The 13020-nt window shown below is 72.5% G+C and carries 17 protein-coding genes; 4 read left to right on the forward strand and 13 right to left on the reverse strand.

What is annotated here, in order from left to right; translation table 11 throughout:
• Positions 1–72: 72 nt before the first annotated feature.
• The 3 genes from EDF31_RS14355 to EDF31_RS14365 are packed head-to-tail and all read right to left on the reverse strand — an operon-like array spanning position 73 to position 1694.
• Positions 73–555, reverse strand: coding sequence for a RimK/LysX family protein (locus tag EDF31_RS14355; protein WP_131846605.1), 483 nt, complete (start codon positions 553–555; stop codon positions 73–75).
• Between the two features lie 33 nt (positions 556–588).
• The gene (locus EDF31_RS14360) at positions 589–1221 is read right to left on the reverse strand and encodes an RES family NAD+ phosphorylase (RefSeq protein ID WP_131846606.1); all 633 of its coding nucleotides are present in this window, start codon (positions 1219–1221) and stop codon (positions 589–591) included.
• Positions 1218–1694 carry a hypothetical protein gene (locus EDF31_RS14365; protein WP_123939325.1) on the reverse strand — a complete coding sequence of 159 codons (477 nt, stop codon included), beginning with the start codon at positions 1692–1694 and terminating at the stop codon, positions 1218–1220. Before EDF31_RS14365 ends, EDF31_RS14360 begins: the two co-directional genes overlap by 4 nt.
• Before the next feature lie 338 nt (positions 1695–2032).
• On the opposite strand from EDF31_RS14365, the gene rimK reads away from it, so the two are divergent.
• From rimK to EDF31_RS14385, 4 genes are read left to right on the forward strand one after another with little or no spacing between them, the layout of a single operon-like run.
• Entirely contained in the window at positions 2033–3211 is a 1179-nt protein-coding gene (gene rimK, locus EDF31_RS14370; RefSeq protein WP_123291758.1) for a 30S ribosomal protein S6--L-glutamate ligase, read from the forward strand.
• A 53-nt stretch (positions 3212–3264) separates the two neighbouring features.
• On the forward strand, positions 3265–4371 hold the full coding sequence (locus tag EDF31_RS14375; protein ID WP_131846762.1) for a 3-oxoacyl-ACP synthase III: 1107 nt from the start codon (positions 3265–3267) through the stop codon (positions 4369–4371).
• Positions 4368–7082, forward strand: a complete 2715-nt coding sequence (locus EDF31_RS14380) for an alpha/beta fold hydrolase (RefSeq protein WP_243650064.1) — start codon at positions 4368–4370, stop codon at positions 7080–7082. The genes EDF31_RS14375 and EDF31_RS14380 overlap by 4 nt, the downstream gene beginning before the upstream one ends.
• Positions 7079–8065 (forward strand): NAD-dependent epimerase/dehydratase family protein, encoded by a 987-nt coding sequence (locus tag EDF31_RS14385; protein ID WP_131846607.1) that lies wholly within the window; start codon positions 7079–7081, stop codon positions 8063–8065. Before EDF31_RS14380 ends, EDF31_RS14385 begins: the two co-directional genes overlap by 4 nt.
• On the opposite strand, the gene EDF31_RS14390 is transcribed toward EDF31_RS14385, so the two are convergent.
• The 10 genes from EDF31_RS14390 to EDF31_RS14435 all read right to left on the reverse strand — a co-directional run bounded on the left by EDF31_RS14390 (position 8041) and on the right by EDF31_RS14435 (position 12953).
• Complete coding sequence (locus tag EDF31_RS14390) at positions 8041–8691, reverse strand: gamma-glutamylcyclotransferase family protein (protein WP_243650065.1); 651 nt, start codon at positions 8689–8691, stop codon at positions 8041–8043. The genes EDF31_RS14385 and EDF31_RS14390 overlap by 25 nt on opposite strands.
• 73 nt (positions 8692–8764) lie before the next feature.
• Positions 8765–8956, reverse strand: a complete 192-nt coding sequence (locus EDF31_RS14395; protein WP_111084762.1) for a hypothetical protein — start codon at positions 8954–8956, stop codon at positions 8765–8767.
• A 38-nt stretch (positions 8957–8994) separates the two neighbouring features.
• Positions 8995–9411: an MFS transporter permease gene (locus tag EDF31_RS14400; protein ID WP_131846608.1), complete on the reverse strand. Its 417-nt coding sequence runs from the start codon at positions 9409–9411 to the stop codon at positions 8995–8997.
• Positions 9408–10490, reverse strand: coding sequence for an Asp23/Gls24 family envelope stress response protein (locus tag EDF31_RS14405; protein ID WP_131846609.1), 1083 nt, complete (start codon positions 10488–10490; stop codon positions 9408–9410). Before EDF31_RS14405 ends, EDF31_RS14400 begins: the two co-directional genes overlap by 4 nt.
• 76 nt (positions 10491–10566) lie before the next feature.
• On the reverse strand, positions 10567–10740 hold the full coding sequence (locus tag EDF31_RS14410; protein ID WP_131846610.1) for a CsbD family protein: 174 nt from the start codon (positions 10738–10740) through the stop codon (positions 10567–10569).
• A gap of 98 nt (positions 10741–10838) precedes the next feature.
• Entirely contained in the window at positions 10839–11402 is a 564-nt protein-coding gene (locus tag EDF31_RS14415) for a hypothetical protein (RefSeq protein WP_131846611.1), read from the reverse strand.
• Positions 11399–11974 (reverse strand): DUF6286 domain-containing protein, encoded by a 576-nt coding sequence (locus EDF31_RS14420; protein WP_123673696.1) that lies wholly within the window; start codon positions 11972–11974, stop codon positions 11399–11401. The genes EDF31_RS14415 and EDF31_RS14420 overlap by 4 nt, the downstream gene beginning before the upstream one ends.
• A gap of 9 nt (positions 11975–11983) precedes the next feature.
• Entirely contained in the window at positions 11984–12301 is a 318-nt protein-coding gene (locus EDF31_RS14425) for a hypothetical protein (RefSeq protein WP_123291765.1), read from the reverse strand.
• Positions 12298–12489, reverse strand: a complete 192-nt coding sequence (locus EDF31_RS14430; RefSeq protein ID WP_123291766.1) for a DUF2273 domain-containing protein — start codon at positions 12487–12489, stop codon at positions 12298–12300. The genes EDF31_RS14425 and EDF31_RS14430 overlap by 4 nt, the downstream gene beginning before the upstream one ends.
• Positions 12486–12953 (reverse strand): Asp23/Gls24 family envelope stress response protein, encoded by a 468-nt coding sequence (locus tag EDF31_RS14435; RefSeq protein ID WP_131846612.1) that lies wholly within the window; start codon positions 12951–12953, stop codon positions 12486–12488. Before EDF31_RS14435 ends, EDF31_RS14430 begins: the two co-directional genes overlap by 4 nt.
• Between the last annotated feature and the right edge of the window lie 67 nt (positions 12954–13020).

The following is a 13020-nucleotide window of genomic DNA, read 5'->3' on the forward strand; positions in this document are numbered from 1 at the left end:
GGCGGCCCCGCACCGCGCCTCCAGGCCGCCGATCGGTCGCGCCCACGGCCCGTGCCGCGTGGCGAGCAGCGCTCAGGCTCGCCCGCGGTTGCGGCGCCGGATCTCCTTCGGCGCCCGACCGGCCATGAAGGACCTCGCAGGGTCGACGAGGAAGCCCTGTCGGAGGGCCTCGCGCCCGACGAGCATCCGGAACCCCATCTGGTCGCGGTTGCTCAGGGTGACCTCGGACACGACGGCGCGCCCGGCCAGGGTGATCGTGGTGAGCACGACGATGCGCTCCTGGGTGTGCCCGGTCGAGCTGCGGATGATGCGCCGGTCGTGCACATCGCACTCGATCGTGACGGCGTCGGCATCGGTGTCCTGCCATGGGTGCACCGAGAACCGGACCCGGTCGCCCGGGAGTTCTTCGAGGTCGAACGCGTGCAGTGCCGAGCTGCGTGCACCGGTGTCGAGCTTGACCTTGATCCACGGCAGCCCGAGGTCCGGCAGGCCGGCCCACTCGCGCCAGCCGGCGACGACGAGCCCGCCGTCGGGGGGCTTCGGAGCACGGGCCATGTGCCCATCCTGTCCCATGCGCGACTGTGCCGGTCAGGCGGGCGGGTTCGGCACCATCCGGACGGCGCTCTTCCGCGGCGGCCCGGGCAGCACCGAGACGCCGGCTGCCTCGACCGCACGTGCTCCGTCGATGACCGCGGCCGCGCCGCCGAGCGACGGTGCCGGCCCCGCGGTTCCGAACAGTGCCCACGCCTCGCCCCCCGGGTCGAACCGCGAGTCGTAGCGGAGCGCATCGACCCGGTCCTTGAACAGCTCGGCCCATGCCTGCGTCACGGCGTAGTCGCCCATGGTCGTGAGTTCGCTCGTGACCCCGAAGCGTGCAGCGCCCGCGCCGCTGACGTGGGCGGAGCTCGCATCGGACGGCGGGGTGATCGTCGAGACGCGGAGGACGGCAGCGTCGGCAGCGCTCACTTCGTTGCGGCGGACCTTCGGGCCGAAGAACTCTCGGACAGCGGTCGAGGCCGCGGCTGCGAAGCAGCACGTGCCGTTCGGTTCCCGGAGGTTGAAGCGGCCGTAGGGGTGGCTGGCGAAGTACCAGGGCGCGAACTCGGCGAGGTGCGCGCGGAACACCTCGGCGGGGAGTCTGCGCCCGTCGGGGAAGCCGGTCAGGTCGAGACCGGCCGGTGGTGCGGTCTGGACGACGTCGGTGCGTGCGACGGTGGTCATCCGAGTCGGAACGCTCCGGCGAGTGCGGCGAGACGGACCGCTTCGTCCGCGCGGTCCGTCCGGAGTGCCTGGGCCGGCGTGAGTCCGTCGAGTTCGTCCGCCGGCGCGTTCAACCACACGGCATCGCCCCAGGGGTCGACCCGGTCGGGGTCCAGGCCGGCCAGGACATCGCGCAACCGTGGCAGCAGGATGCCCCGTGCATCGAACTGGAACGACGGGTAGAGCCGGAAGCCGTCGGCCGACAGTACGCAGAGCACGTCGCCGACCTTGGCCTGCGCGTCGAGGGTCTGGCGGCTCATCCGGAACCACTTCCGCAGGCCGGCAGTGTCGTAGAACGGTCCGACGCGGTCGTCGAGCACATCGGCGCCGGGGATGCTGGCGAGCATCCGCTCCGCGACGGCGTCCATCGATCCGTTCACCCGCTCGACCTCGGCGAGGTCGATCAGGTCGACGTGCCGCAGGAGCGCGGCCACGAGGCGATCCCTGAGGTCGTCCGCCGGACCGGTGGAGGTGGTGGTCGGTGGCGCGACCGCCTCGGTCGAGGAAGGTCTCCGCGATCGGACACGCCACTCGGACGACGCGGATCGCCGCGACGTTGACCGTCCGGACCCTGCGAGTCGAGGGGTCCGATTGCTCCGGGTCGCCCGGAGACCGTGCTGGTTCTTCGTCATTGCGCGCACCGTCCGATCAGTCAAGCCACGATAGCGCAAACGCGTCAAAAGAGTACAACGCGCGGTGGTCGGCGGCGCCGCGGCGCGGGCGTGCTTGGATGGACCGTCGCCGTCGATCCCACCCCGCGGAGAACCCCTCGATGAAACTCGCCATCCTGTCCCGCGCCCCGCAGGCGTACTCGACCCAGCGCCTCCGTGCTGCGGCGCTCGACCGCGGCCACGACGTCAAGGTGCTGAACACGCTGCGCTTCGCGATCGACCTGTCCGGCGAGGACCCGGACCTGCTGTACCGCGGCAAGCTCCTGAGTGACTACGACGCGGTGCTGCCGCGCATCGGCAACTCGATCACCTACTACGGCACCGCGGTGGTGCGGCAGTTCGAGCAGATGGACGTGTACACGCCGAACACCGCGACGGGCATCACGAACTCCCGCGACAAGCTCCGGGCGAACCAGATCCTGTCCCGCCACCACATCGGCATGCCCGCGACGACGTTCGTGAACAGCCGGGCCGACGTCCGCGGCGCGATCGAACGGGTCGGCGGTGCTCCGGTCGTGATCAAGCTGCTCGAGGGCACGCAGGGGATCGGCGTGATCCTGGCGCCGGAGGAGAAGGTCGCCGAGTCGATCGTCGAGACGCTGCACTCGACGAAGCAGAACGTCCTGATCCAGTCGTTCATCTCGGAGAGCCGTGGCCGTGACATCCGCGCGCTCGTCGTCGGCGACCGGGTGGTGGCCGCGATGCGCAGGACGGCGTCGGGGGACGAGTTCCGCTCCAACGTGCACCGTGGCGGCACCGTCGAGAAGGTCACGCTGTCGCCGGAGTACGAGGCGGTCGCGGTCCGGTCGGCGCAGATCATGGGGCTCAAGGTCGCCGGTGTCGACATGCTCGAGGGCAACGACGGTCCGCTCGTGATGGAGGTCAACTCGTCGCCGGGGCTCGAGGGCATCGAGCGTGCGACGGGCCTGGACGTCGCTGGCGCGATCATCGACTTCATCGGCAACCAGGTGGCCTTCCCCGAGATCGACGTGCGCCAGCGGCTCAGTGTCTCGACGGGCTACGGCGTCGCCGAGCTGCTCGTGCACACCAACGCCGACCTGGTCGGGAAGACGATCAAGGAGTCCGGACTGTGGGACCGGGACATCACCGTGCTGACCCTGCACCGGGGCGCGACCGTCATCCCGAACCCGCGCAGTGGCGTCGAGCTGCAGGCCAGTGACCGGCTGCTCTGCTTCGGCAAGCTCGAGGAGATGCGCTCGATGGTGCCGGACCGTCGACGCCGTCGAAGCAAGATCCGGAAGCTCCCGAAGGACGCCTGACACCGCGCGTCCAGCCGAGCCGGACTGCACACACAGGTGAAATGAGGAAGTATGTGTCGGTGACGATCATGACGGAACGGCCGGTCGACCGGGCAGCGAGCAGTGACCGGGCGCCGAGCAGTGGACCCGAGCAGCCCGGCAACGCCACGGCGAAGCACCGGAACGTCTCACTGCTCTCTGTGGCGACCACCACTGCGGAGCGTGTGACGACCTCGGCCGACATCGAGGCGAAGCTCCGCGGGGTCCTCCGCCGCCTCCGCCTGCCGATGGGACTGCTCGAGCGGGTCGCCGGTGTGATCGAGCGCCGCAACTGGGGCGAGGGCCAGACCTTCCAGGACGCCGCCATCGACGCCGGCCGTCGGGCCATGGCCGAGGCAGGGGTGCGCCCGGACGAGATCGGGCTGCTGATCAACACCTCGGTGACCCGTCCGCACCTCGAGCCGTCGGTCGCCGTGCGCCTGCACCACGGGCTCGGTCTGCCGTCGTCCGCGATCAACTTCGACATCGCGAACGCCTGCCTGGGGTTCGTCAACGCCATGAGCGTCGCCGCGGGCATGATCGACTCCGGTCAGATCAAGTACGCGCTCGTCGTCGACGGCGAGGACGCCGACCAGGTGCAGCTCAACACCATCGACCGCCTGAACCAGGGTGGTCGGAACCGCAAGGACTTCATGAGCGAGTTCGCGAGCCTGACCCTCGGGTCCGGTGCCGCGGCCGCCGTGCTCGGCCCGGCGGACCTGCACCCCGAAGGACACCGGATCGTCGGCGGCGTCACCCGCGCGGCGACCCAGTGGTACGACCTGTGCGTCGGCAGCGTGGACGGCATGTTCACGGACGCCAAGATGCTGCTCAAGGGCGGCATGGAGCTCGTCGTCGCGGCCTGGACCGAGGCCCGTGCCCACTTCGACTGGGCCGACATGGACCGCTACGTCCTGCACCAGGTCTCCGACGTGCACACCAACGCGTTCGTCGAGGCAATCGGCATCCCGCGCGACAAGGTCCCCACCACCTACCAGCGCTTCGGCAACGTCGGCCCGGCGTCGATCCCGATCACCCTGGCCGACGAGGTCGAGTCCGGCGGCATCCGCCGCGGTGACCGCGTGTTCCTGGGCGGCGTCGGTTCCGGCATCAACACGGCGATGATGGAACTCCACTGGTGAGGTCCCGGCTGCCCCGCGTCGCCGCGAGCACGGCTCCGGCGACGCAGCCGCCCTCCTTGCCCGGACTCGACCCGGCCTGGTCGCGCCTGGTCACGGTGCCGGAATGGTCCGAGAACCGTTCGGGAGGCACGGATCGCGCCGCGCGCACCTGGCACCTCCTCGACACGGCCGGGTCCCTGGCGGCGCTCGGCGTGGAACCGGTCGGCACCATCCTGTGCGTGCACGGCAACCCCACGTGGTCGTACCTGTGGCGGTCGGTGCTCCGCACCTCGCTCGAGGTCGCCCAGGCCGGTGGCCCGGCCTGGCGCGTGGTCGCCGTCGACCAGCTCGACATGGGCTTCTCGGAGCGCACCGGGGTGGAACGGGGGCTGCCGCAGCGCGTCGCGGACCTCGGTGCCCTGACCGACGAACTCGGGCTGACCGGCCCGGTCGTCACCCTCGGCCACGACTGGGGCGGAGTCGTGTCGCTCGGATGGGCGGTCGACCACCCCGACGTCCTGGGTGCCGTGATGACGTGCAACACCGCCGTGCACCAGCCCGACGACGCCCCGATCCCCGCGCCGCTGCGGCTCGCCCTGGGGCCGGGGCTGCTCGGCCGTGCCACCGTCGTGACGCCGGCGTTCCTCGAGACGACGCTCGGCATCGCGCACCCGAAGCTCGACCGCGCCGTGGCCGACGGCTACCGTGCCCCCTACCGCGGTGCCGCACGTCGTGGCGGGATCGGTGGGTTCGTGGCGGACATCCCCGTCGACGCCCGGCACCGGAGTGCGCCCGAGCTCGACCGGATCGCCGCCGGGGTCGCTGCGCTCGACGTCCCGGCGCTGCTGCTCTGGGGTCCCCGCGATCCGGTGTTCCTGGAGCGCTACCTCGACGACCTGTCCGAGCGGCTGCCGCAGGCCGACGTGCACCGCTTCGAGGGTGCCGGCCACCTGCTGCCCGACGACGCCGACGTGGCGGGCGCGGTGTTCGACTGGATCGGCGACCGTCTGCCGGGCGGACACGTGCCTGCTCCAGCCGAGAAGGGCCTCCCGGTCGACGTCGACCAGTCGACCGACGTGAGCCGCCCGCTCGGCGCCGCGCTCGAGGACCTGCGCGACAGCGACGAACCCGCCCTGGTGGAGATGGCCGCGGCCGGCGGTCCCCGCACGATCACGTGGCGCCTGCTCGCCCGTCGGGTGGACGAGATCGCCGCCGGGCTGGACGACCTCGGTGTCCGGAGCGGTGACCGTGTCTCGCTGCTCGTCACCCCGGGAGCCGACCTGACGGCCGTCCTGTACGCCTGCGTCCGGATCGGCGCGGTCGTCGTGGTGGCCGATGCCGGACTGGGGCTGCGCGGCCTGACCCGTGCGGTGCGCGGAGCCCGGCCCGACTGGATCATCGGCGCGCTGCCCGGCCTCGGAGCCGCTCGTGCACTCGGCTGGCCGGGGCGGCGCATCGCGACCGTCCCGCTGCCCGCGCCCGCACGGCGTGCGCTGCGCGTCGAGCACACGCTCGTCGACGTCGCCCGGCGGGGTGCCCGTCGGCTCGCCCACGGTTCCGTGCTGCCCACGGTGCCGGCGTCCGACGCTCCTGCCGCGATCCTGTTCACCTCCGGGTCGACCGGACCGGCGAAGGGGGTCGTCTACACGCACGGACAGCTCGGTGCCGTCCGCGACGTCCTGGCGGCCCAGTACGACATCGGCGTCGGCACCGGCCTCGTGGCGGGCTTCGCACCCTTCGCGCTGCTCGGGCCCGCCCTCGGGGCCCGGTCGGTGGCGCCGGACATGGACGTCACCGCGCCCCGGACCCTGACGGCGCGCGCCGTCGCGGCCTCGGTGGCCGCGGCCGACGCGACCGTGGTCTTCCTGTCGCCGGCGGCGTTGGCGAACGTCGTGGCGACGGCATCGGTGCTGACCGACGTCGACCGTGCGGCGCTCGCGCGCGTCCGGTTGTTCCTGTCGGCGGGCGCCCCGGTGTCGGCCGCGCTGCTGACCGCGGCGACCGAGCTGATGCCGAACGCGAGTGCGCACACCCCCTACGGCATGACCGAGGGGCTGCTCATGACCGACGTCGACCTGGACGGCGTCCGTTCGGCGGCGGCCTCGGACGACAAGGGCATCTGCGTCGGACTCCCGGCGGCGAACGTGCGGGTGCGGATCGCGCCGCTCGACGCCGCGGGTGCTGCGACCGGTGCGCTGACCGACGCGGCGGGCGTCACCGGCGAGATCGTCGTCGTCGCACCGCACGTGCGCGACCACTACGACCGGCTCTGGCGGACGAACCGGGTCGCGCGCCTCGGGGTCGAGGACCCCCGCGGACACCGTACGGGCGACGTCGGGCACCTCGATGCCACGGGGCGGCTCTGGGTCGAGGGGCGGATGCAGCACGTGCTCACCACCCCCGAAGGCGTCGTCACCCCGGTCGGACCGGAGCAGCGCATCGAGGGCGTACCAGGAGTCGGCCGTGCCGGCGTCGCGGGGATCGGCCCGCGCGGGACGCAGCAGGTCGTCGCCGTCGTCGAGACCACCGACGGGCGACGTGCTCGACGGCCCGCCCTGGCTCCGCCGGCGCTGGCTGCATCGGTCCGTGCCGCGGCCGGGGTCCCGCTCGCAGCGGTGCTGACCGCGCCCGTGCTGCCGACCGACATCCGGCACAACTCGAAGGTCGACCGCTCCCGGCTGTCCCGCTGGGCGACGGCGGTGCTGTCCGGTGGACGGATGGTCCGCCCGTGACGGTGCTGGTCACCGGGGCCAGCGGGTTCCTCGGTCGGGCGACGGCCGCAGCGGTACGGGACGCCGGGCACGAGGTCCGCACGTTCCAGCGGCGTCCTTCCGGGGTGCCCGGGGTGCAGGACGTGTCCGGATCGATGACCGATGCCGCCGCGGTGGCACGCGCGGTCGACGGTGTCGACGCCGTGGTGCACCTCGCCGCGAAGGTCTCCCTGGCGGGTGACCCGGCCGACTTCGTCCGCGTGAACGTCGACGGCACCCGAGCGCTCGTCGACGCCGCACGGCGTGCCGGTCCCCGGCGGTTCGTGTTCGTCTCGTCGCCGTCGGTCGCGCACACCGGATCGTCGCTCGTCGGCGCCGGAGCGGGCGTCGCCGAACCCGCTCGTGCCCGTGGCGACTACGCCCGCACGAAGGCCGCGGCCGAACTCCTCGCGCTCGAGGCCGACGCTCCCGGGTTCGCCGTCGTCGCCGTCCGCCCGCACCTGGTGTGGGGGCCGGGCGACACCCAGCTGATCGGCCGGATCGTCGAGCGGGCACGGGCCGGGCGACTGCCGTTGCTCGACTCGGGTGCTGCGCTCATCGACACCCTGTACGTCGACAACGCCGCGTCCGCCATGGTGGCCGCCCTCGAGCACGCTGCCGACGACGGGGTGCACGGCAACGCCTACGTCGTCACGAACGGCGAGCCCCGGCCCGTCGCGGACCTGCTCGCCGGGATCTGCGCGGCCTCGGGGGTCGCGGCACCGCGGTGGCACGTGCCGGCTGTCGTGGCCCGGGCCGCGGGGTCGCTCGTCGAGGCCGTGTGGCGGGTGCGTCCTGGGCAGGACGAGCCCCCGATGACACGGTTCCTCGCCGAGCAGCTCTCGACGGCGCACTGGTTCGACCAGCGCCGCACCCGAGCCGACCTGCAGTGGTCCCCGTCGGTGTCGATCGACGAGGGCCTCGCGCGCTTGGCGGCGGCTCAGACCTCGTTGGCCGCCACGTAGACCCAGGCCGACAGACCCGAGGTGAGCTCGACCCGGATGCGCTGGTAGTCAGCGACCTCGTAGTCGTCGACGGCGCGGAGCTGCCACTCGTAGCCGAGGGTCAGGGCGACACCTTCGACGACGTCGTCCGGTGCACCCCGGCGGAGGATCGGGTGCAGGTCCGAGCCGCTCGTCCGGACCACCTCGGGGTCGGTGATCGCCACCCAGTCGAGCCGCCACCCGGGCAGCGTGTCCGGGGTGGTCGGGACGTGGCCGCCGAACAGCGACTCCTGCACGAGCGGCTGCCGCAGCGTGCCGTACGAGAACACCCGGTGCGTGGTGCCAGGCCATGGCTCGGGGCGGCGGATCGGCTTCGGGCCGATCGTCGGGGTCGACGTCCACACGAGTGCTCCGGTGACGCCGGTCAGACCGAGGTGGAGCAGCCCGACGACGCCGAGCACGCTTCCCCAGACGACGCCGGAGGTGTCACCGGGGCAGGCTTCCCAGAACCCGTCCTCGGACGAGCCGCACATCGCGTGTCCGTTCGCGACGCCGACGGCGATCGCGATGATGCCGACGACGAGACAGACGAGCGCGAACGCGCCGAGACCGATGACCCAGCGCTGGCCGGGGGAGAGACGCTTCACGTCGCGAGGGTAGCGGACGTGGGGCCCGGATCACGCGCGCCGATCGGCGCAGGTGATCCGGGCCTCCAGGTCGTCAGCTGTGCCGCTTGGCGGCCTTGGCGATCTTCTTGCCCAGCTTCTTGCGGGCCTTGCGGGCGTGCGGGTCGTTCCAGGCCTTGCGGACGGTCTCGCCCTTGGACGTCTTGATGACCGGGCGGTTCGCGCGGGAGCCGAACCAGAACCCGATCAGGACGATCAGGCCGATGACGATGATGCGGTTGCGCATGGTGGGACTCCTTGGTCGGTGGTGCAGGTGCCGGCGGATCAGCCGGTGAAGCGTTGCCAGAGCTCGCTGACGATCGGCCACACGTCGCCGGCGCGGTCGGCGGACCCGACGGCCACCAGGACCACGGGGACGACCGTGACGGCGATGCTCACCAGGACGGCGAGCACGACCGAGATCGTCGCTGTCGTGGTGTGCCGACGAGTGAGCGCCAGCGCGAGGAGCGCCAGCACGACGATCAGCCCGAGGACCGCGACGACCGTGACCCGCACGAACGGGAACGGCACGAGGCCGGCGGTGGTGGCGGTGACGCCGCCGAGGAACCCGACCAGGGGCAGGAACGCCCCGAGCAGGACCCCGGCGACCAGGACCACGCCGATGCCACCGGCGATCCACACACCGCGCGGCCGGGGCCGACGGGTGCGGGGCCGACGACCGCCGGACCAGGCGGTGGTCACGGTCGGTCCGTGGTCGGGTCGGTCGGCTGGTCGCCGTCGCGGGCGGCTGCCCGCGCTGCCTCGCTGGCGTCGGCTGCGGCGTCGGCGGCGTCCTGCGCGGCGTCCTCGGCGGAGTCGGCGGCGCGCACGGCTGCGTCGGCAGCCGTCTCGGAGGCCACGACGGGGGTCGCAGTGTCCTCGTCGACGACGGCCGCACGTGCGCTGCTGGCCGCGTCGCGCGCGGTGTCGGCGGCGTCCCGTGCGCCCTCGGACGCACGGTCGAGCGCGTCGGACGCGGCTTCGTGCACACGGCCAGCCGTGGCGGTCGTCGCGTCCACGGCCTGTTCAGCGGCGTCCGCGGTGACGTCGGCGGCACGCTTCGTGGCGTCAGCGGTCGCGTCGGCAGCCTGCTTGGTCGCCTCAGCGGTGGCCGAGGCAGCACGCTTGGCGGTGTCGACCGTCGCGTCGGCGGCACGCTTGGTGGCGTCTGCGGTGACCTCGGCTGCCTGCTTCGTGACGTCGGCGGTGGCGTCGGCGGCACGCTTGGTCGCCTCGGCCGTCGCGTCGGCCGCCTGCTTCGTGGCGTCGACGGTCGCCGTCGCCACGCGCCTCGTGGTCTCGCTCGTCGCCTTCGCGGCGTCCTGCACGGCATCGCCGACGGCGGTGGCCGCACGCTCGACGGGCGAGGGCTCGTCGTCGAACGGCCCGTGCACGTCGAGGACGCGGACGTCCACGGTCGTCGGCGCGGATGCGACCTGGCCGGCTGCTGCAGCGACCTGTCGTTTCACCTCGTCGGCGACCTCGCGGACGTTCTGCGGGTAGGTCACGATGACGGAGACCTGCACCGCGAAGGTGCCGTCCTCGTCGTCGACCTGCACACCGGCGGTCCCGGCGGAGCGGCCGAGCCGCTTCCGCACTTCGTCGGCGGCTCGGGACACGGTCCCGCCGAGGTGGTGCACGCCGGGCACGCCGAGCGCCGTCTCCGCCGCGGTTCGCGCGATGAGCATCGCGGGGGTCGCGTCGTCGGGCAGCGGCTCCGTCAGTTCTGCGGGCAGGGCCACCTCGGTGACCTGCGTGTGCGCATGGGGGTCGTGCTGCATGGTTCCTCCTCGTTCGGGTCCGCGGAACGCATCGGGGCACTCGACGTCGCGAGTGCCCCGACACGCATCGAGCGTCCTAGTTCTTGAAGACGTCCTTGACGTCCTCGCCGGTCTTCTTGACGCTCGCGGAGGTCTGGTCCTTCTGGCCCTCGGCGACCTTGGAGTCGTCGTTCTGGGCCTTGCCCACGGCTTCCTTCGCCTTGCCGGCGAGGTCCTGAGCAGCGTTCTTGATCTTGTCGTCGAGTCCCATGACGGGTCCTTTCATCGGTCGGGCGTGCGCCCGGTGGTGGGTGTTGCGTGGGTCTTCGGTGGGCCGGGAGTCCCGGGGTCGCGTCCGGCTGACGGGTGTCAGTGGACGCGGGTCGACTTCGCGAGCGCCGAACGGGTCCCACCGGTGAGGTGGACCAGGACGGGCACCTGGCGGCCGAGCGTGCGGTCGAGGACCGCAACGGCGCGGTCGACGGCGTCGAGCACCGAGACGGCGTCCCCGCCGCGGCGGACCGCGACGCGGATGCGAGCGGCACGCTGCTTCCGCACCAGGTAGGTGTCGACGCGGGAGCCGACGACGTCGCGGACCCCGGCGAGCTCGTGCTCGACGACGTCGCGGACGAGTGCGACGTTCACCGTGACGGCGTCCTCACCGGAACGCTCGCGGACGGCGACGGACGTGCCGCCCCCGCCGCGGGTGAACACCCAGACCAGGGCGAGCACGATGACGACGGCGCAGGCGACGGCGACGATCCAGAGCGAGGACGCGGGGACGTCCAGGTTGCTCGGCAGGTCGACGGTGGGCTTGATCGCGTCCTGCACGGCGGGCAGCGCGCCCGCGCCGATCGTGAGACCGACGACGACGGCGATCAGGCCGAGGACGAAGAGGATGATCCGGTTCATGGTCCGGTTGCTCTTGGTCATGCGAGGGTCCCCTTCTCGTCGACGCGGACGCGGATGTTCCGGCCGAACCGCTCGTCGAGACCACTGAGGCGGTCGCGGACGGCTGCCTGCACGGCCTGCTCGTCGACCGGGATGCCGGTGACGGGCACGATCCGGACGTCGGTGCGGCGACCGCGGGCGGTGGCCGAGGCGTTGCCCTCGGGGACCCCCGCGGCCGTCCCGGCGGCGTTGGCCGCGGTCGAGGCGACGATGCGGGTGTCGATGACGACGGCGCCACGGTCGTGCTGGACGACGGATCGGTGCTGGCGGCCCGGCTTCAGGGCCAGGACGATCAGCACGATGCCCAGTACCACGAGCACGACGGCGATGACCTCGGCGATCGTGACGAAGGCGGCGTCGGGCTGCAGTGCGGCGTCGACGGCGGTCTGCGGGTCGGCGAGGAGCGGAGGTCGCCCGATCGCCCGCAGGACCGACTCCGTGCCGATCCACGCGGCGACCAGTGCGAGGACCACCAGCGCCACCGCCACTGCGGTCGAGCGGGAGCGGTGCACGCTCCGACGACGGATGCGTCGTTCGACGGAACCGTTGCTCATGATGGTCTCCTACCGGGTTCGGGACTCGCGCTCGCGCACGATCCCGGTGAGTTCGATGTGGGCACTGCCGACGCGGCGGCCGGTGAGTTCGCTCACGCGGCGCTTGACCTCGTCGGCGACCTGGGCCGAACGGGCGACGAGGTCGTCGCCCGCGGCGATGGGGCCGGTGACGTCGAGGGCCATCGCTCCGGCCGCGTCTCCGAGACCGACCCTGACCCGCTTGGCGGGGGCGCCGAGCCGTTCGGCTGCGACGGCCCGCGCCAGCGAGGTCAGTGCACGAGCGGTGATCTCGACGCGGCCCGGGACGACGTCCGGGCCGGCGTTCACCGGGAGCTCCGGCGCCCGGTGAGCACGTCGGTCAGGGCACCACGGTCGATCTTGCCGGTGGCGAGGGCGGCCACGAGGGCCCCGATCGCACCGAAGACGATGACCAGGACGAAGCCCCAGAACCCGAACTGCAGTGCGACGACTGCGAGGACGGCACCGATGAGGGCACCGATCAGTGTGTTGCTCATGCGACTCGCGCTTCCTTCTTCTCGTCGTTGTCGTTGTCGTCGTCGTCGCCCGGGATGAAGACGTCCTGGACGGTCACGTTGATCTCGGCGACCTCCATGCCGACGATCTGCTCGAGGGCACGGGCGACGCTGCTGCGGACGCCGTCGGCGACCTGCTGGAGCGACACCGGGTACTCGGCGACGATGACGATGTCCGCGGCGACCTGCTTCTCGCCGACCTCGACCTTGACGCCCTGACCGAAGTCGCGCTGGCCGATCGCGTCGCGGAGCGCACCGATCGCACGGGCTGCGCCGCCACCGAGCGAGTGCACGCCGTTGACCTCGCGGGCGGCGATGCCGGCGACCTTCGACACGACGGTGTCGTCGATGACGGTCTTGCCGGTGACGCCGCTGTTCGAGCCGGCGTGCGAGGTGGTCCGGGCCGCGGCGGTGGTGGCCGGGGTGGTGGTGATGGAGTCAGCCATGGTTCGTTCCTTCCGATTGACCCGCCGGGCGTTCCCAGCGGTTGCTGTTCACGGATGAGACGGGCTG

The organism is Curtobacterium sp. PhB142, from assembly GCF_004341255.1.
Lineage (GTDB): Bacteria > Actinomycetota > Actinomycetes > Actinomycetales > Microbacteriaceae > Curtobacterium.

Excerpts from the sequence above, each read along its gene's own strand:
- EDF31_RS14405 (WP_131846609.1), bottom strand. The coding sequence starts at position 10,490 with ATGCAGCACGACCCCCATGCGCACACGCAGGTCACCGAGGTGGCCCTG.
- EDF31_RS14360 (WP_131846606.1), bottom strand. The coding sequence starts at position 1,221 with ATGACCACCGTCGCACGCACCGACGTCGTCCAGACCGCACCACCGGCC.
- EDF31_RS14410 (WP_131846610.1), bottom strand. The coding sequence starts at position 10,740 with ATGGGACTCGACGACAAGATCAAGAACGCTGCTCAGGACCTCGCCGGC.
- EDF31_RS14435 (WP_131846612.1), bottom strand. The coding sequence starts at position 12,953 with ATGGCTGACTCCATCACCACCACCCCGGCCACCACCGCCGCGGCCCGG.
- EDF31_RS14420 (WP_123673696.1), bottom strand. The coding sequence starts at position 11,974 with ATGAGCAACGGTTCCGTCGAACGACGCATCCGTCGTCGGAGCGTGCAC.
- EDF31_RS14430 (WP_123291766.1), bottom strand. The coding sequence starts at position 12,489 with ATGAGCAACACACTGATCGGTGCCCTCATCGGTGCCGTCCTCGCAGTC.
- EDF31_RS14395 (WP_111084762.1), bottom strand. The coding sequence starts at position 8,956 with ATGCGCAACCGCATCATCGTCATCGGCCTGATCGTCCTGATCGGGTTC.
- rimK (WP_123291758.1), top strand. The coding sequence starts at position 2,033 with ATGAAACTCGCCATCCTGTCCCGCGCCCCGCAGGCGTACTCGACCCAG.
- EDF31_RS14415 (WP_131846611.1), bottom strand. The coding sequence starts at position 11,402 with ATGACCAAGAGCAACCGGACCATGAACCGGATCATCCTCTTCGTCCTC.
- EDF31_RS14355 (WP_131846605.1), bottom strand. The coding sequence starts at position 555 with ATGGCCCGTGCTCCGAAGCCCCCCGACGGCGGGCTCGTCGTCGCCGGC.